The 26,078-nt window shown below is 36.4% G+C and carries 23 protein-coding genes; 21 read left to right on the top strand and 2 right to left on the bottom strand.

Annotated elements, in window-relative coordinates; all coding sequences use genetic code 11:
• Nucleotides 1-41: 41 nt before the first annotated feature.
• The gene (locus IEV41_RS03250) at nt 42-362 is read right to left on the bottom strand and encodes a DUF3784 domain-containing protein (RefSeq protein WP_188387003.1); all 321 of its coding nucleotides are present in this window, start codon (nt 360-362) and stop codon (nt 42-44) included.
• Nucleotides 363-630: 268 nt separating this feature from the next.
• On the opposite strand from IEV41_RS03250, the gene IEV41_RS03255 reads away from it, so the two are divergent.
• From IEV41_RS03255 to IEV41_RS03305, 13 genes are all read left to right on the top strand, one after another.
• Complete coding sequence (locus IEV41_RS03255; protein WP_188387004.1) at nt 631-933, top strand: ArsR/SmtB family transcription factor; 303 nt, start codon at nt 631-633, stop codon at nt 931-933.
• A gap of 109 nt (nt 934-1,042) precedes the next feature.
• Nucleotides 1,043-2,437 (top strand): aldehyde dehydrogenase, encoded by a 1,395-nt coding sequence (locus IEV41_RS03260; protein WP_188387005.1) that lies wholly within the window; start codon nt 1,043-1,045, stop codon nt 2,435-2,437.
• A 155-nt stretch (nt 2,438-2,592) separates the two neighbouring features.
• Nucleotides 2,593-3,594 carry a helix-turn-helix domain-containing protein gene (locus IEV41_RS03265; RefSeq protein WP_188387006.1) on the top strand — a complete coding sequence of 334 codons (1,002 nt, stop codon included), beginning with the start codon at nt 2,593-2,595 and terminating at the stop codon, nt 3,592-3,594.
• Nucleotides 3,595-3,763: 169 nt separating this feature from the next.
• Nucleotides 3,764-3,889, top strand: coding sequence for a thiopeptide-type bacteriocin (locus IEV41_RS19935; protein WP_229722133.1), 126 nt, complete (start codon nt 3,764-3,766; stop codon nt 3,887-3,889).
• 185 nt (nt 3,890-4,074) lie between these two features.
• Nucleotides 4,075-4,200, top strand: coding sequence for a thiopeptide-type bacteriocin (locus IEV41_RS19940; RefSeq protein ID WP_229722133.1), 126 nt, complete (start codon nt 4,075-4,077; stop codon nt 4,198-4,200).
• A gap of 65 nt (nt 4,201-4,265) precedes the next feature.
• Entirely contained in the window at nt 4,266-7,193 is a 2,928-nt protein-coding gene (locus tag IEV41_RS03270; RefSeq protein WP_188387007.1) for a lantibiotic dehydratase, read from the top strand.
• Nucleotides 7,180-8,172, top strand: a complete 993-nt coding sequence (locus tag IEV41_RS03275) for a hypothetical protein (RefSeq protein WP_188387008.1) — start codon at nt 7,180-7,182, stop codon at nt 8,170-8,172. The genes IEV41_RS03270 and IEV41_RS03275 overlap by 14 nt, the downstream gene beginning before the upstream one ends.
• A gap of 2 nt (nt 8,173-8,174) precedes the next feature.
• The gene (locus tag IEV41_RS03280; protein ID WP_188387009.1) at nt 8,175-9,275 is read left to right on the top strand and encodes a hypothetical protein; all 1,101 of its coding nucleotides are present in this window, start codon (nt 8,175-8,177) and stop codon (nt 9,273-9,275) included.
• On the top strand, nt 9,250-10,818 hold the full coding sequence (locus IEV41_RS03285; RefSeq protein WP_188387010.1) for a YcaO-like family protein: 1,569 nt from the start codon (nt 9,250-9,252) through the stop codon (nt 10,816-10,818). The genes IEV41_RS03280 and IEV41_RS03285 overlap by 26 nt, the downstream gene beginning before the upstream one ends.
• A 15-nt stretch (nt 10,819-10,833) precedes the next feature.
• Nucleotides 10,834-11,901 (top strand): hypothetical protein, encoded by a 1,068-nt coding sequence (locus tag IEV41_RS03290; protein ID WP_188387011.1) that lies wholly within the window; start codon nt 10,834-10,836, stop codon nt 11,899-11,901.
• Nucleotides 11,902-11,916: 15 nt separating this feature from the next.
• Nucleotides 11,917-13,296 (top strand): MATE family efflux transporter, encoded by a 1,380-nt coding sequence (locus tag IEV41_RS03295; protein WP_188387012.1) that lies wholly within the window; start codon nt 11,917-11,919, stop codon nt 13,294-13,296.
• Nucleotides 13,297-13,515: 219 nt separating this feature from the next.
• Complete coding sequence (locus tag IEV41_RS03300; protein ID WP_188387013.1) at nt 13,516-14,853, top strand: amidohydrolase family protein; 1,338 nt, start codon at nt 13,516-13,518, stop codon at nt 14,851-14,853.
• A gap of 38 nt (nt 14,854-14,891) precedes the next feature.
• A complete protein-coding gene (locus IEV41_RS03305; protein WP_188387014.1) occupies nt 14,892-15,425 on the top strand; it encodes an isochorismatase family protein in 534 nt (177 codons plus the stop codon).
• Nucleotides 15,426-15,587: 162 nt separating this feature from the next.
• On the opposite strand, the gene IEV41_RS03310 is transcribed toward IEV41_RS03305, so the two are convergent.
• Nucleotides 15,588-16,526 carry a phosphate/phosphite/phosphonate ABC transporter substrate-binding protein gene (locus IEV41_RS03310; RefSeq protein ID WP_188387015.1) on the bottom strand — a complete coding sequence of 313 codons (939 nt, stop codon included), beginning with the start codon at nt 16,524-16,526 and terminating at the stop codon, nt 15,588-15,590.
• 245 nt (nt 16,527-16,771) lie between these two features.
• Here IEV41_RS03310 and IEV41_RS03315 point away from each other — a divergent pair, with 245 nt between their 5' ends.
• The 8 genes from IEV41_RS03315 (at nt 16,772) to IEV41_RS03350 (ending at nt 26,077) form a co-directional block, all read left to right on the top strand.
• Nucleotides 16,772-18,358, top strand: coding sequence for a bifunctional metallophosphatase/5'-nucleotidase (locus tag IEV41_RS03315; protein ID WP_188387016.1), 1,587 nt, complete (start codon nt 16,772-16,774; stop codon nt 18,356-18,358).
• A gap of 180 nt (nt 18,359-18,538) precedes the next feature.
• The gene (locus IEV41_RS03320) at nt 18,539-21,157 is read left to right on the top strand and encodes an endonuclease (RefSeq protein WP_188387017.1); all 2,619 of its coding nucleotides are present in this window, start codon (nt 18,539-18,541) and stop codon (nt 21,155-21,157) included.
• A gap of 28 nt (nt 21,158-21,185) precedes the next feature.
• Entirely contained in the window at nt 21,186-21,956 is a 771-nt protein-coding gene (gene phnC / locus IEV41_RS03325) for a phosphonate ABC transporter ATP-binding protein (RefSeq protein WP_188387018.1), read from the top strand.
• Nucleotides 21,953-22,723, top strand: coding sequence for a phosphonate ABC transporter, permease protein PhnE (gene phnE / locus IEV41_RS03330; RefSeq protein WP_188387019.1), 771 nt, complete (start codon nt 21,953-21,955; stop codon nt 22,721-22,723). Before phnC ends, phnE (IEV41_RS03330) begins: the two co-directional genes overlap by 4 nt.
• Nucleotides 22,720-23,505 (top strand): phosphonate ABC transporter, permease protein PhnE, encoded by a 786-nt coding sequence (gene phnE, locus IEV41_RS03335; RefSeq protein WP_188387020.1) that lies wholly within the window; start codon nt 22,720-22,722, stop codon nt 23,503-23,505. Before phnE (IEV41_RS03330) ends, phnE (IEV41_RS03335) begins: the two co-directional genes overlap by 4 nt.
• Nucleotides 23,506-23,710: 205 nt before the next feature.
• Nucleotides 23,711-24,406, top strand: coding sequence for a DsbA family protein (locus IEV41_RS03340; protein ID WP_188387021.1), 696 nt, complete (start codon nt 23,711-23,713; stop codon nt 24,404-24,406).
• The gene (locus IEV41_RS03345; protein ID WP_373284148.1) at nt 24,406-24,825 is read left to right on the top strand and encodes a disulfide oxidoreductase; all 420 of its coding nucleotides are present in this window, start codon (nt 24,406-24,408) and stop codon (nt 24,823-24,825) included. Before IEV41_RS03340 ends, IEV41_RS03345 begins: the two co-directional genes overlap by 1 nt.
• Nucleotides 24,826-24,949: 124 nt before the next feature.
• Nucleotides 24,950-26,077 (top strand): conserved virulence factor C family protein, encoded by a 1,128-nt coding sequence (locus IEV41_RS03350; protein ID WP_188387022.1) that lies wholly within the window; start codon nt 24,950-24,952, stop codon nt 26,075-26,077.
• Nucleotide 26,078: the final 1 nt, after the last annotated feature.

Consider the following 26,078-nt stretch of genomic DNA (forward strand, 5'->3'; position numbering starts at 1 on the left):
AAGCACTTAAATGTAGTGGAGGACTTCACCATATGAAGTCCTCATTTCACTTTCTTTTTAAATCTATTTCCTGTATTAGGATAAACGAATGTGAAAATAAGTAGAATTGCAAATAGGATAATCGCAATAATTAATAATAGTTGGTTCTCTAACATTTGACTTATTGCAAATAATACGATGTTAAAACTAATACCGTACATGATTTTCCCCATGAATTTGCACAATGCAACTTCATCATATTGAGCTTTTTCCTCGTCAGACATTGTATTATACCCTGCAAGTAGGAATGCTCCTTTTCCTCGAGAAAGTATGATAGCGAAAATCAAGAATGGTATGGCAATAATAAGAACAGCTGCTTCCAAACGAATCCCACCTTTTCTATAAAGCTATTAATATGTAGTTATTCTTTATTCTTTATTCATTAGCAATTCGGCTAATGGGAGTAGTAATCTTATCTTATTTTATCATCGTTATTTTATGCTGTACAAGAAAAGCAACCAGTATAGTGGAATGTTGAGGAAGTGTAACTACCCATTGACACCACTAAAACAAATATATTAGAATATCAGTAAGACGAAAGGTTTAAAGGTTTAAACGTTTGATTTCGAATGAATTAAGGTAGGTTAGATTATGGGACAGCAGGCGTTAAGTCAATTTCGTGCATGTATTCCAGTTTTTCAGTTGTTATGTGATCCAAATCGTCAAGATATTATCCTTTTACTTAGTAAAAATAGTGCGCTAACGGTGAATGAGATAACAGCGCAATCGAGCTTATCTCGTCCGGCAATTTCGCACCATTTGAAGTTATTAAGAGAACAAGGGTTAGTAACAGTAGACAAACGTGGTACAGAGCGATATTATTCATTATCATTAGGCGATGCAGTAGAATCGTGGAAAAAGTTAATAGCTTTAATTGAAGATGAATGCCTTTAGAGGAATCTAAAGGTCTTTATATCCCCTTAAACGTTTAAATGATTAAACATTTAAAAATAATGAACTTTTAATGTAGTAGAACAACATATAGGAGAAGGGGTATCAAACAATGAAACAAATCGAACAAGTAAATGTAGAACAAATGTTGCAAGAGCATAAGCAATTCTTCCAGCAAGGTACAACAAGTACGCCAGAATTTCGTCTAGAACAACTAAGAAAGTTAAAAGAGGGAATCGAGCGCTACGAAACTAGACTAACAAAAGCTTTGCAACAAGATTTAGGAAAAGGTGAGTTTGAAACATATTTAACAGAGACAGGTTTCGTGTTAGATAGCATTAGTAAGACAATGAAGAACGTCAAGAAATGGATGAAGCCACAAAAAGTAAGTACTCCTCTCACTCTATGGCCATCTAAAAGCCGTATTATAAAAGAACCTTACGGGACAGTATTAATTATTGGGCCATATAATTATCCGTTTAACTTAGTAATTGAGCCCCTAATTGGTGCAATTGCCGCTGGAAACTGCGCTGTACTGAAACCTTCGGAACATACACCAAATGTAACAGCTGTCCTTCGTGACATGATTAGCGAAATCTTTGACGAGAGGTATGTTCGCGTTGTGGAAGGGGAAAAAGAAACGACGTCAGCACTATTAAATGCACCTTTTGATTACATTTTCTTCACAGGAAGTGTACAAGTAGGGAAAATCGTTATGGAAGCAGCTGCGAAAAATTTAGTTCCAGTAACACTAGAACTTGGTGGGAAGAGCCCAGTTATTGTTGACCGAACAGCTAACCTGGATGTTGCGGCGAAGCGTGTTGTGTGGGGCAAGTTCTTAAATACTGGTCAGACGTGTGTAGCACCAGACTATCTTCTTGTACACTCGGAAATAAAAGCAGCATTCATTGCCAAAATGAAAGAAGTAATTGTTAGCTATTACGGTGAAAATGCGATGCACAGTAAAGATTACGGTCGCATTGTGAATGAACGTCACTTTGATCGATTAGTTGGAATTATTGAGACAGACAAAGAGAATGTTATCTTCGGTGGGAACTCTGTAAAAGAGGAACTATATATCGAGCCAACATTACTAGAAGCAAAATCTTGGTCAGACGCAGCAATGTTAGATGAAATCTTCGGACCAATTTTACCAATTATGGAGTACAACGAGTTAGAAACAGCCATTCAAACAATTAATGCAAGACCGAAGCCGTTAGCGTTATACGTATTCACAGAAGACGAAAGCTGCGAAAAAGAAGTATTAAGTAGAGTTTCATTCGGTGGAGGTTGTGTGAATGATACCATTTTACACCTTGCGAATCCTAACTTACCATTCGGCGGAGTGGGGAATTCTGGAATAGGAGCGTACCACGGTAAGTATAGTTTTGATTTATTCTCACATGCCAAGAGTATCGCAAAGAAAACGACGAAAATTGATTTAAATGTTCTATTCCCTCCTTATGATGATAAGAAGTTGAATATGCTGAAGAAAATGTTGAAATAAGATATGAAAGAGGACAATAGCGAATATTGTCCTCTTTTTTCTGTGTAAATAGTATTCTATATTTCTCTTCATTCAACCACTAGTTGATAGGTTTTCTAAAAACAGTGTGCTATCCTAATGGAAAGTATCACCAACAAGGAAGAGGAGTGGATAAGATGTTAAATGTAAGATTAGTAGGTTCGTATATTTCAAAGCTTCGCAAGGAAAAAGGTTTAACGCAAAATGATTTGGCAAATGAACTGAATGTAAGTCATCAAGCAGTATCGAAATGGGAGCGCGGTGAATCATTGCCTGATATGGGGACGTTGCTTGCATTAGCTTCTTTCTTTGAGGTGACAACGGATAGTATTTTAAGTGGTGGGAAGAAGAGTGAGAAGCGATTAGAACGTTTTATGGAAGAAGTGCACAACAAACAAGAAGAGGTAGCTGCAACGTACATCAATGAAGGTAGTATCAAAATCGATGAGTTATTAGAAATAGCCCCACTTATGGAAGAAAAATCATTCAGTACGTTAGTGAAAGTGTTGGAAGACACCACGTACAAGGTAGACGATTTAGTACAGTTTGCTCCGTTTATTGATGAAGATGCGCTAGTGAATTTGTTGCAGAAAGTAAAGATAGAAGAGGTAACGGATAAACAATTATCACATTTAGCTCCGTTTATACAGGAAGAATCTTTTTATACAATTATGAGTAAAAGAAGAGGAAAAGCATTGGATTTCTCTACTATAAAAGATATTGTTGAAATGATGAGAATAGCGCCTTTTTATTGGGAAGACTTAGAGAAACATGTAATGAATATGCCGGTAGAAAACATACAGTGGAATGAATTGCTCCAGCTAGCACCTTTTATGGAGGAGCGTGTATTGTTGAAAAGGGCGAAAGAGATGAATGAGGGAGTACTAACAATTCAGCAACTAGCTAACATAGCTCCATTTATAGGAGATCTTCTTGAAGAATATATCAACATAAATGTTCACACGTTAACGGTGGAAGAGTTGATGAGTTTAGCACCTTTTCTAGATTCGCAAATAATTGAAAAGTTACTAGAGAAAATAGATTTCCCTTCTATTGAGCACCATCACATTGGTTTCCTAGCTAATTTTCTTGAAGAAGATATGGTGAAAAAACTATTAACAAAGATAAATATTAACTAACTAAATATTCCTAGTATCGACAATATTTTTGTAGAATATCTCGAAAATAGTCGATTGAAAGTTTGGAATATTCAGAAATTTATATTTACAATGAAAAAACGACATGATAAATTAATAGTGATAGAACTTCTGGAGTCTATAACTATCAATTTAAATGGGGGTGTTGTGGATGGAAAAAAAGAATGAATTTGTTGTAGAGCTTGAAGTGTATGAAGTGTCTTCTTCAACAGTATTAGAGTCAATGGGTGCGTCTAACGGACATAACTCTTGTTCATCAGTAATTCAAGAAAAATAATAGACTATTTAACTGTACTTAGTTTATAGGATAACTGGAACATAGTTATAAGTAGGTAGGACTTATTTACATACTTCATATGAAGTATTCGTATGTTGAAATGATAAATAAAGTTACGTGTAGACAAGTCATGATCATTAGAATCTCTAGAAGCTATCAAACTAATCTAACTGGGGGTATATAAAATGGAAAAAAAGAATGAGTTTGTTGTAGAACTTGAAGTGTATGAAGTATCTTCTTCGACGGTATTAGAGTCAATGGGTGCATCTAACGGACATAATTCTTGTTCGTCAGTAATTCAAGAAAAATAATAAAGTAATTTGTGATTGCTCAGTTTATAAGATGAACTGAGCAATCTTTATAGTTGGACATATTTATGGATAAAAAGGATGCGATTTGTTCTATGAAAATAAATGATACGTATTTTAGAAGAAGCCCAGCTTTAGATATGGGGTGGATACATACAATATATTCACATGTAGATATTGACTATCTAGTAGAAGTTTGTAGGGCTGATAAGTCAATAATGGAGAGAATACTTGTTGCTAGTAGCAGTCTTTATGAAGCGTTGCAAAAGAAAGAAATAAGTAAGCCGACAAAGCATGCACTTATTAAATACATGCTTAGAATGAGTGCCAGAGCTATGCCATTTGGATTATTTGCAGGTATTACTAAAATGGATTTTGGGCATGTATCAACTGGAAAAGAGCAAAAAATTGTTGAATTATCAATGGAATGGCTAGAAAAAATAACGCAGTATATTGAACAGGAGCAACATATAACATCTAATTTGCTTGTTATAAAGAATCCTTCCATCCAAGAAATAGAAGATAGTTACTATATGGATGTAGTAACTGAGCGGAAGGAAAAGCGATCGTATCTGAGGAAAAGTGCATTTACTGTAGAGTTACTGCGTATCGTAGAGAATCCAAAAACAATCAATTTTATTATTGAGCATTTTTCTAAAGAGAGTCCAGGGAATGAAGAGGCCATTTTAACTACTATTAAACAACTACTTACTAATCGATGGCTCATTAGTAATGTAAGACCGAGTTCAATTAAACGTGAAACAAACATGGAGTATATTTTAGGGAAAAAGGAATTTCTTTCTGATGATATTTATCATGAATTGAAAGACATTGATCTATTAATACAGCAGTATAAAGAAAGTGGAATAGGTGAAGGAATAGATTTATATCAAGAGCTTATAGAGAAAATGAAGAAGATTTGTCCGAGTAAAAGTTATGTAGTAGTTGACTTAATGCTGGAGTCCTGCGAAGAAGAGGTAGTAAAAGGAAAGATGGAAGAATGTATAAAGAATCTTCATTTTCTAGAAGGAATGAATCATTTATCTTTATATAATCTTATTTGGGACAAATATGGATTAGAGTTTCTTAATCGATATGGATTACATAATGAAGTATGTATCGTAGATTTAGTGGATTTGGATGTGGGAATAGGGGTTCCTAAATCTGAAGAATATAAGCATGTTTTTAGAGGTGAGGTGCTTGAAACATATCATCATTTTTTATTGGTAAGAATACAAAAATCATTGCTAAATGGTGGAGAAACAATTGAATTAAGTGATGAAGATATAGAATATATAAAAAAAATCACTAAATACCACAAAAGTAAAAAAAACAAAATAGGTTTTGATGTGAAATTAAGTGTTATTCATGAAAATAACGACCAAAAAGTTGTATTAGCTGAAAATTCATTTGGTGCTACTCCATTTTCATTTACAGGTAGACTAAATTACCCTATGGATAGGAAATCTAGCGATGTTAGCATCATGCCAGCAGAAATAAATGTTATTTCTAACAATTACAAAGATTTAGGTGTGACATATGTTGTACCAAAAGCACAAATTAATATACATGGATTTCCTAATGAGGAAGCGTTAAATATTCCTATAAATGATGTGTTTATAGGAATGGATAGGAGTGGTTTCTATCTCAAAAGTAAGACACTTCAAAAAAAAATTCACCCTACATTTACACATAAATTGTCTTACAATAACTTCACTGAAGATGCTTCCCTCCTTTTGCTTAGCCAGTTAGAAAGCCATTTATCTCAACAGCCTTCAGATTTCTTATTAGGTATGGCGGTAGATCTTCCTTTTATTCCAAGAATTGAATATAAGAATATAATCTTGTCGCTCAAACGGTGGAATTTGACTAAGAGAGAGATGAGTGAATATCTCTCGGATGAGTTAACAGTAGGAATGTATGTTAAGCGCTTTTTGCTAGAGTATAAAGTTGACACATGGGTAAACATATTGGTAAGAGATATGATATTGCCAGTAAGAATTGATACAGAATTAGGGATAGAACTAATTATAGAGGAATTCAAAAAAGAAGGAGTGGAGAAGCTCACCTTAGTAGAGGCTCCTGAACTAAAAGACAGTAGAAAGAAGTTTAATAGTGATTATATACTTACTGTCATGCCACATGAACCTATTGATGAACAAATTACTATTCAGCAAGATACATACAGCAGGGGTACCCAGTATGATTTGGATTGGACATACTACAAAGTATACTATCGAAAAGGAAGAAGAGTTAGTACATCACAATTGATTGGGGAATTGTTGAAGAATCATGCGATTGGACAGTTCTTTTTTGTTAATTATAAAGAGAAGGAAGAGCACATTAGAGTTCGAATGAAAGTTCCTGCAATGGAAGTAAAATCACTAATAGATCAAGAGTTTAATAGGTTTGTTCAAAGCGGGAGAATTAAAAAGTTTTCTGAACATAAATATCAACCTGAATATTCTAGATATGGTGGATGTGAATTAATAGAGAATGTTCATACTTTATTTATGTTAGATACGACCTTATCCATTTATTTTTCATACACACGAGAATATACGACGTTAAGTGAGGTAGAGAAAGGAATATACATGTGTATGCATACAATAATGGATATGTTTGATACGTATGAGCAAGCGATGACTTTTTTAACAAAATTAACACCAACAAAAAATAAAGAGATTTTCAAAGAGTTTAGTAGTAAAAGAGATAAATATGTGTATGTGGCGAAAAGGAGCTTGAATTTATATTCGAAAAATATTCCTTTTATGAAGGAGAAAAGACAAAAATATAGAGATTTTGTTAAGCACTTAGATAAATTTAGCGAGGAAAGAAAATTTTATATAGTGAATAGTTTGTTGCATATGACGATGAATAGGGTTTTAGGGATTGATAGAGAAATGGAAGAAGAGGTATATGAGTTTTCAAAGTATATTTTTCATAATCTAAAGTATCCATTAGAAATGTTGGGGGAATATGATGATTATTTATGAACTTAAATGTTATGTGAATGAAGAGGAAGATAATGATGAAGTATATTCATATGCAAAAGAAGTACTGAAAAGAAATAATGACATTTCCGTTTATAAAAGCTGGGAAAACGGCTATCATTTTACATTATTTGGAACTTTTTTATTTGAGAATGTAAAAGATATATATAACCAGCTATCCACACTAATAAGAACAAATCCTTCTAACGAATATAGTCAAGATCAATTCATACAAAAATACCTTCCAGTAGCCAAGATAACTAATCAACTAAATGCGCTAGAACCAATTTTCCAAAATGTGGTGAATATTAATAAGGTCGTGAGAGATTATAAGCAATTTCAAAATGATGAACAGTATGAAATATATATGTATATTAATAGCGTATTTGATGATGTATATATGGATTATTATTGGAGTAAGGATATCACTGTTAATGATGTTTTTTGTGATATATTTCCATTTGTTTCTTCGCTACCGGAGACAACAATAAGCGAGGAAGATGATATGTATTCAAGTGGCTACGTTTCACACTTATCCCATTATTTGGGTTTTTTACATTCGTTAAGTGAAAGTAATCAACAGAAGATTGAGCAGAAATTTCGTGAGAGAGCAAATACGGAAAATATGATAGTGGACAAGCCTATAAATAATAGAAAAGAATTATCGCCAGGGTTAATGCAATCGTATGAGCGAATTTGTACATTAGTTGATACAGATAAGATTAATTTTTATTCGCCGTTAGAGGAAGCTGTATTTCTAGAAAGAAATAGTGAAGCATCCTTTAGACATAGAGCGGTATTTGAAAAACAAGTATTGCGAGAAAAAGTGATAAAGGATAAGGTTCTATGTACAAATAGGTGGATATCAAACGTATTATACGAAAAACTTGTATTATTAGGTATTCCTCCTATCGAAAAATTTTACCTTAATTATTTAATTAGTAGAAAAAAATACACTGATTCTTTATTGGGGGTTGAATAGAAGTGAACTACACTGTCGATCCAAGCCTACATGTTGTTGATACACATCAAGCGTTTATTATTTCGGCTAAAAATATTCATTTGCAATTGAATATTAAAGAAGAAGAAAAGTCAAAAGTATATAATCTTGTTCAACGTCTCAAACGTAATCAGATAGAAATTGAGTCGATGTTGAATGATTCATCATTTGAGAGTCAAGTTGTAAAAGTATTCATTAATAAAGGGATTATCCAACAAAAAATAATAGAGAGTAGTCAATCTTTTAAAGGAATCAAACGTATTTTTGCAAATAAGGATTTATTACGTGTTCTCAAAGAAACCGTAACAGACGAATGTGAAATAAGGGATAATACATGTACAACGTTCTTAGAGGTTATTTGCGAAGAAGAACCCGTGGGTAGAGATATATTTATTTATATTCTACAGGACTCTCTGTTCGTATCTTTAAGCAGAGTGGATAATGTGGCAGATCATCATATTGTGAATAGTAAGCAATTACAATATATTGCTTTTGTTCTAATAGAAAAAATGAGTGCATTGATGATGAAATTGAAGGAAGATATAAGTGTGAAAATCGATTTGACTTTTTATGAAAATGAGGTGACAGGCATTGTAATGGATGGTATTGATGAGAACAACTTTTTTACGAGTATGTTTACAAATGAGATACTTCATAACGTGTGTGTCGATGTAGATTACGATTGTTTCTTTCCTTTAGTCCATCTGCTCTATCGTGATATAGAAAAAGGAGTTCGAATAGAAGCATTAGGGTTTGATAAATATGACAGTGCACGTAACTTATTATCGTTACTTAGCAATGCATATAAAGAAATAACTATTTACAGAAATGATAGTGATGTCATTAATCATAAACTAAATACACCTTCTTTTATCGGAAAATTCACTAATTTATATTTCGGTAAAGAATTACATGTATGTGATGAAATGGATAAGAAAGTGCTATTTTTAGATACGTATAAGGTACAAATCCCTTTAGAGAAATACAGCAAAAATGAGTATTCGTATTTCTTAACATTGTACTTAGATACCTTGAATAGAAACAAAGGAGGCATGATTAATGGGAATATTCTTGTACAGCGATAGAATTGTCAATCAACTTCAGGAACTGTACAACAATTTTAAATCAGATTTTCTCCTTGAAGATGAGTTTGAAATTATTTCAACGGAGTCTTATATAGAAATGAGGAAGAAAAGTGAGATAAGTGATGGATATGTCCTTGAAGATGTTCCTTTTTTCGTTTTGAAACATCATTCTTTGTTCGATATTATGAAAAGTAGCTATTATTTCTTCCTTAATAGCCATAAATATCAATCTATTATCTTTCGTGAAGCAGATATTGTTTTCTATTTTCGGTATGAGAATAAAAAAATGTTTTTTAAAGAGAAAGATACAGACAAAAGGGTGAAATCTGAAATTTCCATTAAAGATTTACGAGAATGCCTTCTTTATTATCATAATGGTAGTGTCATGAATGAAAAGAATGGGTCTACAGCAATAGCAAATAAAGAAAATTTCTTGATTCAAGGACATGCATTTGATACGAATGTAGCTGCTTCGAAACATAGAGCTATGTTAGAGTACTTGGAGCGTATTGCAGCTTCAATTACATTACCTTCTACATTGAAAAGAACATTTAACGAAATTTCGGCTCCTAAAATAACCCCCAAGTTATTCGGTGCTTATAAGAAGGAAGCAATGACAAAGTATGAACTAGTACCTTATCATGATGATTTAGAAATGAATTGGGTAAAAGGGAAATCTGTTTATTCAAATGAAGAGTGTTATGTACCTGAACAAATGGTGCAATATTTAATAACAGATATGGATAATAAATGTATCATTGATAGTTCTAATGGATGTGCAGTCGGGAATTCGTTGGAAGAAGCAACTTTATATGCACTGTTAGAAGTAATTGAGCGAGATGTATTTATGAACTATTGGTTTGGAGACTTAACACTTGAAAAAATAGTGCATGAGGATAAAAGAATTCTTTCGAAAGAAATGTACTACAACGAATTAGGATATAATTTATCTTTTTATTCTATTAGTAATCCAACGGATATACCGGTTGTTTGGGGACTATTAACTAGTCAAAATGAGAGAAATCCTATTTATTCCATTACGGGGCTAGGATGTCACTTGAATATAGAGGAAGCGATATATTCTTCATTTGGTGAAGTGAATAATTCCTTTGTTACTCTTACAAATAATCAGAAGGAAAACCTTCTAGAGGAAATAGAGAGAATAGGGAATAGCGGGAAGATAACAGCTTTGATTGAGCATTTGTATTATTTTGCCTCCTATAAGGCAAAAGATATCATAACAAATAAAATTCAAGATAGTAAGCCTATACATGTGTCTATTTTAAAGAAAAAAATGCCAACTACAAACATAGATATAAGGGATGATTTACACTATGTAATCGAACAAATTAAGCCTGTTTATAAAGATGCTATTATCGTAGATCAAACAAATAATTTTCTAGAGTCTATTTCATTGAAGTGTGTCAAAGCTATTTTGCTGGGGGCCATTCCATTAGACTTCACAAGTGAACTAATTCGAGTGATGGACGATGAGGTCTCAAAGATGAAGATAAAGCAGAAAAACTTTCATCCACTTGCCTAAAGGAGTGAGGGAATAATGTATTATTTACGAGATTTTATGGGAGAACTCTCGCGTAACTATGAATATCCTATGATAAAACAAGAACTTCCCTATTTTCTATCTACTTATTCAAAAGTAAAAGAAATAGAAACTGGTGGCGAGTTATCGCAGTATGAACGATTAATACTCAGTTTAAATGATTATGTAAGAGTAGAACAATACACACATTACAAAGTGCATAAAGGGTATCCTTCGCCACGCAGTATTTATCCTTTAAAGTTATTTCTCGTTACATACGATGAGAATCATGTTTCAAAAAACGATAGAAATGGTCAGTATGAATTTTATCGCAATAATTGCCTAGACGTTAGTATAGGCGATATTATTATCGGGTTTGAGGATAGTTATCCTCAGCATTATGAATATATAAAAAAATCATTGTTATTATTAGAGATGGGACATCTTCTTTATAATATTCTTTTTATTGCAAAAGAGTATGGCAAACGGTATACATATAGGGTTTTGCCGAATTTAGGAATTTTGTTACATGCAGAAGATAATACAGATAACGAATATGATGAAAAGAACATTGAGGCGTTTTTACAGAGTTGTCAAGAACGGAATAGTGGCCCCTATTTATATCCTTTAACCCCATTTAAGAATGAACGGGCTGCTTCTGCTGAAATAGATGAAAAGATGGTGTACGACCTTATCTTTAATTTCTTTTCTATTAGTGAAATAAGGCAGGCGGTTTCTATTCAGTTCTATCATAATAATGGAGAGGGGATATATAGAAAAGAAGATGGACATGAAGATATTCACTATAGACAATTAAATGAGTTATATCCATATATCAATTTTTATGGTACTTCTCATTTTGTCATTATCTCGCTGAATCATGATGTATTTCGGCAGGGCGATAGTACGCCTTATCTTCTAATGGTAGGAATGATTGCACAGCATATATGTTTACGTTACTCCTCAAAAGAAAGATATTGTAGACCAATTAAAAGTTTTAGAATTGAAGAAGTAGAGAAGGTGTTTAGTATGAACGGAACAAATCAAACACCGTACTATTGTTTAATAGCAGGAGATATAGAATAGGAGAGGGAGATTAGCGTGGAAAATCGTTCTACATGGCAACAAATAATGAAGTTTTCGTTACCTATGACGTTGATTGGATTATCAGATTTAATTCTAATCGGGATTAATTTCTTTTGGATTTACTATTTCATCGGCGATGCAGAAGCATTAGCAGCTATCAGAATTTCCTCATCTATTATTGTATTAATTGAAGCCGTCTTAATGGGAGTGACTGGAGCACTACTCATTTATATGGGGCAAAGCATTGGGGCAAAGCAAATGGATAAAGTGAAATCAGCAATAAGTGCTACGTTTTCTTTTTCCATCTATTCAGGTGCATTTGTTATGATAATAGGATTATTATGTTTACCTGTTCTAAAAGGGATTTTCGGTGCTAATGACGTAACAAATGACTATTTAGATAGCTACTTATTTGTTTATTTTTTAGGGTATATTGTTATGGCACTTAACAATTTATTACTAATGTTACCTCGTTATTTTAGAAAACTAGGGATAATTTATAAAGCATTAGGGGTAACGATGGTTGTAAATATCATTGCGACACCACTATGTATGTACATATTCCAAATGCAAGGATACAACATGGTAGCTGGTGCAGCTGCTGGAATCATTGTATCGAATATATGCTGTATGGTGTATTTGGTATACAGCATATTTTTCAAAGACTCTTTGGAGATAAGCCTTTCGAAAGAACATATTTCGTATAAGCTGGATTTGGACATACTCAAAACAAATAAAGGGTTTATCGGATCACAAGTGTTAAGTGCTTTATCGTTTAATATATCGATGTTCCTTTATACATTTATATTAACGTACTATCCTCAAGAAAGTTTCAATGTATATGCAGTAGGCACATATGCATATGCGATTTTCGGATTATTCGCTCAAAATTTCACCGCTAGTCTTATCCCGCTCGTATCAAATAAAGTAGGAGCAGGTGAGTATGACGGAGTAAAAGACTTAGCGAAAAAAATAGGATTTTCCGTCTTAGGATATGGACTTGTCATAGCTGTAATTTTCTTCTTTAGTCGTTATCAACTTGCAGAAGTATTGGCAACGAATGAAAGCATGATTCCGTTGTTTGTTGATTTCTTTACGTATTATACACTCCCATGGGTACTCAATATGGTTTCTTTCGTATTCATCTTTGTTGTTGCAGGTTCGGGCGATGGAAAAGGTGGAATGATATTAACTATTGTAAATATGTACGTATTAGTTATTATTCCGCTAGCAATCGTACCGCATTTGTTTGCGAATTTGTCTACAGGTGTTTTTGTTACATTAGGATTCATTAATGTGTTAACATTTATTTTCTCTCTTGGTTATTATATAAGTGGAAGATGGGAAAAGGCATCGCTTATTAAAAGGGCATCAGCAGAAGCACATGCGGGTTAAGAGAGGACCAATATACATTGGATAATAGGCCGAGTAGGCTGCAGCTAATATGTTAGTTGTAGCCTATTTGGCTTTTATTTTTCAACTAACAGTAGAAATGCGCATGCAACTATCTGTTGATAGTTAATGTATGTGAAGCGTGTTATTCTTGAAGGGAAGATAGAAATAAGAGGAATTCCACCTTGAGTTACCTGATTATTAAGGAAAAGGAGAGGTAAAATGATTGATCAAACACTTATCCAAAACGGTAACATCATTAATGTAGAAACGGGTGACATTTATACGGCATCGCTTCTAATTGAAGATGGTTATATTCGAACTATTTATCAAAATGAAGAAGAATTTCCATTACATAATGATATAAGAGTAGTTAATGCATCTGGGAAGTGGATTATTCCAGGGCTTATTGATATGCACGTACATATTCGAGATGCATTTGCACCTTGTTTCATTGCGTCTGGTGTAACAGCAGTCAGAGATATGGCAGGGAGTTTGATAATGTCAAAGCAATTACTAGAAGCTCCTGTAGAGGCACCGACACCACGTTTGTTTGCGGCGGAACGAATGATTGATGGGCTTCCTGGGATGTGGGGAGATACGAGCCCTTTTAATTTAAATACAGATGATCCTGAAGTTGCACGTGAGGAAGTAAGAAGGCAGATTGAAGCAGGGGCAAAGTATGTGAAGTTGTATTGTCTAGTATCTCAAGAAGTAATGGAAGCGGTTGTTGATGAAGCGAAGAAATATGGAATAGAAGTGAGCTGTGATTTAATTCATGCGACGGAAGTGAACGCACTTGATGCGGCAAAAGCTGGTGTGGTGTGGAATGAGCATGCGTCAGGCTGTATTCGTGTCATGTATCCGAATTGGTCAATGGCGGAAGAAGAATCTGTATGGCAAGAAATAGATTGGGAGAATCCAGATAAAGAGAAGATTGAAATGCTTTGTCGTGAGTTAAAGAAATACAATGTGAAGTTATGCCCGACAATGATGCTTCATGATCAAATGAGATATCTACCAGAGTATTGGTGTCCTGATAATGTTGTTATGGAGAAAATAAAGGGAAATAAGGATCTTATGGGGCAATGGGAACAGCTTGCTGGATGCATAGAGGCTTTTAAAAAGTCGGGTATTCAAACAAAAATGATTCAAACAATTGCAAAGACGTACTTCGATATCGGTGGCACGGTAGTTACCGGAACAGATACACCAGCTGGCCCGTGGGTATGGCCTGGTATGGGCTTACATCGTGAACTTGAATTATTTGTTGATGCGGGATTTAGTGAGCTAGATGCACTGAGAGCAGCGACGATTACAGCAGCAGATGCGATGAACCAACATGAACTTGGTCGTATACAAGAAGGGTGCGCGGCGGACCTTGTCCTGCTGAATAATAACCCACTTGAGAATATCGAAGATACGAAAGATATTCACGTTGTCATGAAAGGTGGGGCTGTCTATACACAAAATGAAGCACTCCTTCATATACCTAGTAAGGAAGAATTAGAGAGACTTAAAAAAGAGTTTATGGAGCTTTTAGAAGCAGAGATTTGTTAAACAGCTAAGATAATGACAGATAGGGGAGATACAGTGACATGCAAGCTTTGTTAGTAATTGATGTGCAAGAGGCATTGATGAAATTAGGTGATTTTCAAGCGGATGTGTGGAAAATTGAATCGGTAATTAAACACTTCAAAGCGACGGGGAAACCGGTTATTTTTATTAAGCATGTTGAAGATGATAAGGAGAGCTTATTTTATAAGAAGTCACGTGACGTAGAAGTTTATGCGCCGCTACTTCCATACGCGGATGATATCATTGAGAAGCGTACACCTAGCGCTTTCTTCGAAACAGATTTAGATGATGTCTTACGTATTCTTGATGTAGATCATGTAGTCGTAACAGGATTTAATGCAGAATATTGCTGTCTTTTCACAGCAATTTCGGCATTTGATCGTGGATATAAGGTGACATTTTTAGAAGATGCAATTGGGACGGTGAATAACGCAGATTCGTATGAAATGCCTGGTTTAAATATTTGTGGCTTTGCAGGAAGTGTCTTGCATTGGTCAAGGACAACAGAGGTTGTGAATTACGGTGAATATGTAGGGAAATATGCGCTAAAATGAAGAAAAGCTGACAATAAGGATTATTCCTGTTTGTCAGCTTTTTTCGTTCATTATAGTAATGATACAAGGAACAGAGAGTGGTAATTTCTATGTAAAACATCCACTCGGAGTCGGGACTATAGTGTATACCTTTCTTGTTTTTAATGATGAAGCTTTATATGCTTATTTTCCAATTTGACCAATCTTTTTGCTATATTCACGTACAACGTCGAAGTTTTTGTCGTCGGCTTTTTTGTAACCTACGTGTGTATAGATTGCTTCGATAATTTTTTGTCCCTCTTTGTCTTTACTGATTTTCACAAATGCATCGGCAATTTTATCTTTCCATGCTTGTGTCATATCTGGACGAACACTAATTGTATCGTTCGGGATTTTTTGTGTTGTGTAGACAATTTTTGTTTTGTCCCATACGTCTGGGAATGATTTCTTTACGATATTACGAGCATCAAGGAATATTGCAGCTGCATCTACATCTTTGTTTAAGACAGCTAGCACACCTTTGTCATGACCTTGTAGTTGTACACCTTGTACGTCTTTCTGCGCATCGATGCCTTTGTCTTTCATTTCAACTGCTGACCAAACGTATCCTGCTGATGATGTAGGAGACTGCCAGCCAATTTTCTTTCCTTTTAAATCTTCTAACGAGTTAATTGGTGAATCTTTCAACGTAAGGATACCTGAGTAGTAGTATTCTACTAACTCTTTCGTACTTGATCCGTCAGCTGGATTTACACCATAACGAAGTGCTTGAAGTAACACGTCTGCATATCCTTTATCGTGTGCGATAACATAGTCAGTAGGTGGTAAGAAGCCAAGGTCTAATTGTTTTGAGCCCATCGCTTCGACAACGCTATTATAGTCTGTCGTTACTTTCACATCGACTGGAATACCAATTTCTTTTGAAAGTAATTCCGCTAGTGGCTTCGCTCTTGCTTCAAGTGTTTCCGCATTTTGTGATGGAACGAACCCAATCGTTAACTTCTCAGGTGTGTATTCTTTTGCTTTTCCTCCATCTGTTTTGCTCGTTTCTTTCGAGCAAGCACTGAATATACCAATACAAAGAATCATGACAAGAAACAACCCTACCGTTTTCTTCAACATGCGCTTTCCCCCGTTATTTTTCTTTTTTTGATATTGCTTTTCCATCATACAGAAAAAAAGACAAAATGGTTGGATATTTACGGTAACTTTAGATGTAATTTACATGTGATTTACATGTACTTAAAGATGATGATGGATGATAAAAAGGTAGAAAAATAGAAGTAGGAATAGAATAAGATGTCTTATACACGCTTACAGTTTATTCATAGCTAGTTTTAAATATGACATGCTTGAGGGGGAGAACAATGAAAAAGGTAACGGTTACAATCTTAGAAACGAGTGATCTTCACGGTGCAATCTTTCCTATTCATTATGCAACGGGAGAGGAGATATCAGTTGGGTTAGGAAAAGTTGCGACAATTATAAAACGCGAGCGACAGAGGAATAAACATACAATTGTTATTGATAACGGCGATATGATTCAAGGAACACCGCTTATGTATCACTATTTTAAATTTCAATCAGAATTAGCAAATCCAATGATTCTCGCCGCAAATGAATGCCATTATGATGCGGCAGTAATTGGGAATCATGAGTTTAATTACGGACAAGAGTTGCTACAAGAAGCGATTTCTCAATCGACGTTTCCATGGTTAGCGGCGAATATCGTAGATGAAGATAGGAAGCCGTATTTCGGAAAGCCATACATGATTCGTACTATAGAAGGTGTAAAAGTAGCGGTACTTGGTTTAACGACAAAGCATATTCCGCATTGGGAGCAACGGGAACATATTGAAGGAATTGTATTTGAAGATGTGATAGAGTGTGCGAAGAAATGGGTGAACTACGTGAAGAAGGAAGAACAAGCGGATGTAGTTGTTGTATCGTACCACGGTGGGTTTGAAAGAGATGTTGATTACGGTTTCCAGACAGAAACATTAACAGGCGAAAATCAAGGATACGAGTTATGTATGAAAGTAGAAGGAATTGATGTGTTATTAACAGGGCATCAACATCGCCAAATCGTAGGAAAAGAAGTGAACGGTGTTACAGTTATGCAACCAGGATGTAACGGTAGTGTCGTAGGAAAGGTTGCTCTTACACTTGAAAAGAACGGGACGAAATGGGTGTGTGTAGAAAAGTGTGGTGAGCTTCTTCCTGTTGATGAAACAGATACTAGTGTATTAGAAAAAGTAAGAGGATACGAAGAAGCGACTCAACGTTGGTTAGATATATCTATTGGTCGTGTGGAAGGAGATATGGAGATACATAGTCCACTACAAGCCCGTTTGCACGAGCACCCGTTTATTGAATTTATTAATCGAGTCCAAATGGAAATAATGGGTGTAGATATTTCATGTACAGCACTTCTTCATAACGAACCACTAGGGTTAAAGCAAGAAGTTACGATGCGAGATATTTTAGCGAATTATCCATATCCAAATACGTTAGCCGTTATCCGTATAAGTGGGCAAGAGATGAAAGAGGCACTTGAACATACAGCATCGTATTTTGATACGTATGACGGCAAGGAAGTGAAAGTACATCCGTCTTTTTTAGAGCCGAAGCCACAACATTATAATTATGACATGTGGGAAGGCATTGACTATGAAATAAATATTACACATCCAGTCGGTGAACGGATTACGGCGTTAACATACAAAGGTGAGCCAGTTAATCCGAAAACATCGTATGACGTCGTGATGAACAATTACCGAGCAAGTGGCGGTGGTGAATATACGATGTTTATGAACAAGCCGTTGGTAAAGGACGGCTCTATCGATGTATCGGAATTACTAGCGAATTATATTGCAGAGCGTGGTGTTATTAAGGCATCTGTTAATCATAATTGGCATGTAAGTTTGATAAAGACAAGGCATATTAATAAATGAAGCAAGAATATATATAAGAAAAAAGACGTGGGCTTGTTCTCACGTCTTTTTTAGGGGATGTATACATCTGTTTACAATCTTTTACAAATTTCTAATCATATCTCAATAATATGTATACATTTACCATTTAGTATAAAGAACTGGATAGACAAGTTTGATAATGTGTAGGGAGGGGAAAGGATGAAGAAAGTGTGTTTTAGATTGTTATTAGCCGTATGTCTTGTGTTTAGTGGTCTTCCGCTTACTTTTAATCCAGTTAGTGTACAAGCAAGCGATGCAAGTGAGCCAGCTCCAGAAATTAAGCCAACGAAGCCAAATGGACTAGACGTGTTGTTCGATAATACACACGGACAAACAGCAGGAGCGGCTGACTGGGTAATTGATGGGGCATTTTCTGACTTTGCAAATGCAGTAGCAGATAATGGATATTACGTGAAAGAATTACGCAAGAACACGCCAATTACGTTAGCAGATTTACAGCAGTATGAAGTATTTGTTATTCCAGAAGCGAATATTCCGTACAAAAAGTCTGAACAAGATGCGATGATTGAATACGTGAAAAGTGGCGGAAGTATTTTCTTCATTTCCGATCATTATAATGCCGACCGTAACAAAAATCGCTGGGATTCATCGGAAGTAATGAACGGGTACCGTCGCGGTGCATACAACGACCCAACAAAAGGGATGTCAGCAGACGAGAAGAACTCAGCAGCCATGCAAGGAGTAGAAAGCTCAGATTGGTTAGCAATGAACTTTGGGCTTCGTTTCCGTTACAACGCAGTTGGTGACGTAAACGCAACGAAAATTGTAAAACCAGAAGAATCGTTCGGCATCACACAAGGGGTTAATTCGGTTGCGATGCATGCTGGTTCAACAGTTATGATTACGGATCCGACGAAAGCGAAAGGAATCGTTTATTTACCGGAAGGATTAACGGAAGCTGATAAATGGGGACCATCTGTTGACCAAGGTGTATATTTTGGTGGTGGTGTGCAGGAAGGCGCATACGCTGCTATTTCGAAGCTTGGTAAAGGAAAAGCGGCTTTTATTGGTGATTCCTCACCAGTAGAAGATGCGACGCCAAAGTATTTACGTGAAGAAAATGGTCAAACGAAGAAAACCTATGATGGATTTAAAGAACAAGATGATGCGAAATTATTAACCAACCTTATGAATTGGTTAGCGAAGCAAGAAGCATATACAAATTTTACAGAAGCAGGTATTCCTCTTGATACAGTGTCACCGACTTTAGACATGGAAGTACCAGCAAATTCAACAGAACCACAACCAGAGCCGTGGGCACCTCCAGCGGCAGGGTATAAATGGTATGACTCGTCAACATTTGCCCCAGGATCATATAACGGACCGAAGAAAGAAAATCCAACGCCAGCGTATTCTATTATCCATCAAGATGTATTGCCAAATGCAGAAGAATTCCAAATACGTGTTGTACTTGATCAGTTAACGCCAAATCAAGTTGTTACTGATTTACAAGTGGGTATTTATGTGGATGGTGGTCAACAAGTAGCGAAGTTCAAGCAAGAGAATGGAACGTGGCCATCAAGTTATGGATATAGTTCCTCTTTCTCTGCAAAAGCAGATGCAACTGGCCGTGCAACGAAAGAAATAACAGTACAAATGAAACCTGGAACGAAAGGGGATGCAAACCTTCGTCTTCGTCAGGGGAAAAACAACCTCCTTACGAAACGTGTGAAAGTAGATAACGTTCCGAGCGTGCCCCTTCCAGGCGATAATGGTGGGCTTCCGAGCTTAATAACAGTTGCCGATGCAAGAACGAAGGCAGAAGGAACAACCGTTACAGTTGAAGGAACGATTACGTCACAGCCAGGTGCATTCGGAGCGAAAGGTTTCTATATGCAAGATAGTACAGCCGGCATTTATGTGTATCAACAAGAAGACGGCTTTAACGTAGGCGATGTTGTTCGTGTTACTGCACCAACGAAACTATTTAATACGGAGTTTGAACTAGAAAATATCGTGAAGATTGAGAAGAAAGGAACTGCACAAGTTCCAACACCAAAAGTTGTAACTGAGTTGAACGAAAGTAACCAAGGTCAGCTCGTTACGCTTGAATATGTCACAATTCAAAACATGAAACAAGTAGGAAAAGCGTTTGAATTTGATGCTCTCCAAGGTGACAACGTAACAAAAGTACGTGTCGATGAGCGAACAGGGATGAAATATAGCGAGTTTAGCACGTTGTATGCAAATGGGAACGTTGTCACGGTTAGTGGCGTCTCGTCTATTTTCAAAGGAGTCTATCAATTGAAGCCTCTATCGTATGACCATGTGAAGCTGGCCGATAAAGAGGCTCCGGTTATTGCAGATATCGCAGTGAAAGATTTTTTCGTGACAGATACGTTTGTACCTGAAATGAAAGTAACAGATAAAGGAAGTGGTGTTGATTCAATTGTTGTTACGTTAAATGGAGAATCAGTTACACAACCACTTACAATCACGCCTTTACAATTATTTCCTGGGGAACATGTCGTGAAAGTAGTTGCGACAGATAAAGCAGGCAATAAAAGTGAGAAATCATTTAACATAGTGGCGAAGATGGATGTGGATCATTTAGATGAATTGCTGGTGATCGGGAAAGAAAAAAACTATATGACATCTAAATCAGTCGTGAAAATTTTAGAAACAAAAGTAGCCGAAATACAGCAAGCAGAAACACTACTTATTCAAAAAGGGAAATTAACGAGTTTACGAGTGTTTGTCGAAAGTTTAGCAGATAAAAACATTGATTCACACTATGCGAAGTTTTGGAAGTTTTGATGGCAAGAAGCAAAAGGAGACAGAGAGAATGATTGAATTTAAAGGGGTTTCCAAGGTATATCCGAACGGGACAGTAGGACTTAAGGACGTAAATATTACGATTCATAAAGGAGATTTCGCTGTCATTGTCGGTTTGTCTGGAGCTGGGAAATCGACGTTACTTCGCTCCATTAATCGCCTGCATGACATAACAGACGGTGAAATAACGATTGACGATAAATCAATGACGAAAGCAAAAGGAAAAGAGTTATTACGTATGCGCCGCGATATCGGGATGATTTTTCAAAATTTCAATCTAGTAAAACGCTCTTCCGTGATGCGTAATATTTTGTCTGGAAGAGTTGGTTATCATTCTACGATTCGTACATTACTAGGACTTTTTCCTAAGCAGGATGTTGAACTTGCGATGAATGCCTTAAAGCGGGTGAACATGGAAGAGAAAGCATTTGCAAGAGCGGATGAATTATCAGGTGGTCAGCAACAACGTGTATCGATTGCTCGTGCACTTGCGCAAGAGGCGAAAATCATTCTTGCGGATGAACCAGTTGCGTCACTTGATCCATTCACGACACGGCAAGTGATGGACGATTTGAAACGGATTAATCAAGAGCTTGGCATTACGACAATTGTGAACTTACATTTTGTTGACTTAGCACGGGAATATGCGACACGTATTATCGGTGTCCGTGCTGGAGAAATCGTCTTTGATGGTCTAGTGGAAGAGGCGACGGATGAGGTGTTCTCCGATATATACGGACGTGCAATTAACGATGATGAGTTACTAGGGGAATCGGTATGATGGCACAGCGTGTTTCACGCATTAAACATGTTGTGACGGTTATTTTCATTTTACTTCTGCTTTGGGGTTGTGCGTATCAAACGGAAATTTCGTTTCAGACATTGGTAACAGGGTTGCCGAACATGGTGAGCTTACTAAATGAAATGTTCCCACCGGATTGGGAGTATTTCGGATCGATTACAGAGCCAATGCTCGCGACAATTCGTATGGCTGTACTTGGAACGACGTTCGGGGCAATGATTGCGATTCCTGTGGCGTTGTTCTCGTCAAGTAATGTCGTGAAAATTCCATTCATCTATCATGTTTCACGTTTCCTTATGAACTTAGTGCGGACTATTCCAGAATTATTACTAGCAGCATTGTTCGTACCGATTTTCGGGATTGGTGAGATTGCGGGTATATTGGCAATTACCGTATTTTCATTTGGGATTATTGCGAAGTTATTGTACGAAGCGATTGAAGCAATTGATAATGGCCCACTAGAAGCGATGACGGCAGTTGGGGCGAACAAAGTTCAATGGATTTTCTTTGGCGTCGTGCCACAAGTAGTTGCAAGTTTCATTTCGTATTTCTTGTATAGTTTCGAGATTAACGTTCGTGCAGCGGCTATTTTAGGGTATGTTGGTGCTGGTGGAATTGGCTTAGTCTTAAGTAACGCATTAAGTTTCTTCCAATATGATCGTGTATCAACAATTATTATTTATACATTCCTTGTCGTATTAATTATTGATATTGTGAGTAATCGAATTAGGGAGAAGTTGCTATGAGGACAAAACCATTCAAACAACGAGTAAAGACGTGGGCAATTGTCATTATTATAGTAGGAATTTACGTCTGGGCATTTGCGGGTTTACCAGAAATTGCACTAAAGGAATCAGCGTCCAACGCTATTACTGGTATTCTACAAGGATTCGTCTACCCAGATTGGGATTACGTATATGACCCCGGTGGGGAAGATTTACTTCGTGCATTACTAGAAACGCTTGCCATTGCTATTCTTGGAACATTTATTTCTGCCGTTCTTTGTATTCCATTCGCCTTCATGGCGGCACGAAACATGAGTAAGCATCGCATCATTTCTTCAACGACAAAAGTAATTTTAAGTGCAATACGTGTGTTTCCAGAGTTAATTATGGCGCTTTTTTTCATTAAAGCAGTTGGTCTTGGGCCATTCGCTGGTATTCTAGCATTAGGTTTCCATTCGATTGGGATGCTTGGCAAGCTTATTAGTGAAGCAATTGAGGACATGGATTTCAGCCCAACAGAGGCGCTTATTGCGTCTGGTGCAAATAGAATGCAAGTAATCTGGTTTGCGATTGTGCCACAAGTATTACCAGCCTTTCTTTCTTATACTTTATATCGCTTAGAAATTAGTGTCCGTTCTGCGACGACACTCGGTATTGTAGGGGCGGGAGGAGTAGGTGCACCGCTTATTTTCGCATTACATGGGCATTCATGGGACCGTGTTGGGATTATTTTAATTGGTATTATCGTAATGGTTACGATGATAGATTTGATTTCGGGAGTAATTCGGCGACGGATTGTATGATAGTAGGGAGAACAGTAGGCGAAGGCCTGCTGTTTTTTATTATTGAATGTTAGGAATCTATTTCCTTTTTATAGTCGACAGAGATCCTATGTTTTTGTTATTATCGAAGTAGGAACTCTTGTTACATATGTAGAATGGTAAAGAAATATTTATAAGGCTTACAATGAGTTTGCTAAGTATGTCTTAGTAAGATGGGGGAATGGTAATGAAGAAGAAACAATCAGGAGCTAAAATGATGATGATTCTTACCGCTATTTTGTTAGGTATTATCGCGATATTTGTAGTAATAAATCATAAAAGCTCTGAAACAAGTAATCAAGCAAATGAGGGAACAAGCGGAGGAAAGACACCGTCGATTGAAGGACAGCCTATTTTAGGGGAGAAAGACGCACCAGTAACAGTTGTTGAGTTTGGTGATTTCAAATGTCCATCATGTAATGTGTGGGGAGAGACAGTTTTCCCGAAATTAGTAGATGATTATGTAAAAGGTGGAAAGGTGAAATTCGCTTATGTGAACGTTCTATTCCACGGACAAGAATCAACATTAGCTTCATTAGCCGCAGAATCTGTATGGAAACATTCACCGGATGCATACTGGGACTTCCATAAAGCAATCTATAAGGAGCAACCAGAACAGGTGAAGCATGATGAAGCATGGGTGACGAATGAAAGACTAGTAGAAATCGCGAAAAAGTTCCCAGCGATTAATGTAGAACAATTGCAACAAGATTTAGAAAAGCAACAATTTATCGATGAAGTGAAAAAAGACGAGAAATTAGTTCGAGAATTTGGTGTGAATAAGACACCTACAATTATGGTGAATGGCCATGTTCTGAAAGATCCTTTCGATTATGAGAAGATTAAGAGCCTTATTGAGAAAGAATTAGAGGCAGGTAAATAATGATGAAAGCAATGAGTAAGCAAATTTACCTTTATATTGCTTGGCTTGTTTCGACAGTAGCTACACTTGGTAGCCTTTATTTTAGTGAAATACGTGGGTTTATTCCATGTGAACTTTGTTGGTATCAACGTATTTTGATGTACCCACTAGCATTTATCCTTGGAGTTGGTACATTTCAAAATGATACATCTGTGAAGAAGTTTGTATTACCGATGGCAATATTCGGTTGGTGTATTTCGTTCTATCATTACTTAGTACAGAAGGTACCTGGTTTTGCTGAAATTAAACCGTGCGTAAGTGGTGTACCATGTAATGCGCAGTATATTAATTGGTTTGGCTTCGTGACAATTCCATTTTTAGCGCTTACTGCGTTCACTATTATTATTGTGTGTATGATTCTTGTGAAAAGACAGAAATAAGGAGGGGAGAGCAATGTTACATTGCTCTCTTTTTTGTGCGATATACAAGTTGCTGATAGGAGAAAAGACACTGCTTTTATGGTACACTATGTATAGAACAGTTGTTTCTGAAAGGAGTTTTAACATGAATATCAAAAAAATTGAACCTACACCAAGCCCAAATACAATGAAAATTATTTTAGATGAAGAGTTACCGGCGAGTGCTAGGAATAACTATACAAATGAAAATGCAGAAGATGCACCGAAGGAAATTCAGCAATTACTACAAATTCTTGGAGTAAAAGGCGTATATCATGTTGCTGACTTTTTGGCGGTAGAGCGCAATGCGAAATACGACTGGAAGACAATTTTACAAGAAGCACGTGCGATCTTTGGGGAAACAGTTGATTCAGACGAGCAAGTAGCCGAAGCACCGCAACAAGCATACGGTGAAGTAAAAGTATTCTATCAAATGTACGTAGATATCCCGATTCAAATTAAGTTAGTTGAAGGCGATGAAGAGCACCGAGTTGGTTTACCAGAGCGTTTCAAGGGAGCTGCGATGAAGTTACAAATGAGTACATCAAACGTTATTCTTGAACGTAAGTGGGTAGAAAAAGGAATCCGTTACGGTACAATCGAGGAAATTAGTAATGAGCTAGCAGAAGAAGTAGACGCAGCATATTCAGCAGAACGTTTAGATGAAATGGTTGCAGCACTTACAGATGGTGCAGTTGTGAAAGAAACGAAGAAAGAAGTACAAAAAGTAACGGTTGAAATGTTAGAGTGTGATGACTGGAAGACTCGTTACGCATTATTAGACCGTATGAATCCAACGTTAGAAGACGTACCAGTTCTTATTAAAGCACTTCGTGACGAGAAAGCGGCAATCCGTCGCCTTGCAACCGTTTATTTAGGTATGGTTGAGAGCGATGGTTTAATTGCGTACTTAGTAGAGGCGTTAAATGACACAACGGTTACAGTTCGCCGTACAGCAGGAGATTGCATATCGGATATTGGTAACCCGTTAGCGATGCCAGCAATGATTGACGCATTAAAAGACAAGAGCAAACTAGTACGCTGGCGTGCAGCGATGTTCTTATTTGAAGTTGGCGATGAGTCAGCACTTCCGTCGTTAAAAGCAGCAGAAGATGATCCGGAATTTGAAGTAAGCATGCAAATTAAATTAGCAATTGAGCGAATTGAGCAAGGGGAAGAAGCGAAAGGATCTATTTGGAAACAAATGATCGAAGTACGACAAGGGGAGAAGTGAT

Origin of the sequence: Priestia taiwanensis (assembly GCF_014638355.1) — a bacterium.
Taxonomy (GTDB): domain Bacteria; phylum Bacillota; class Bacilli; order Bacillales; family Bacillaceae_G; genus Priestia_D; species Priestia_D taiwanensis.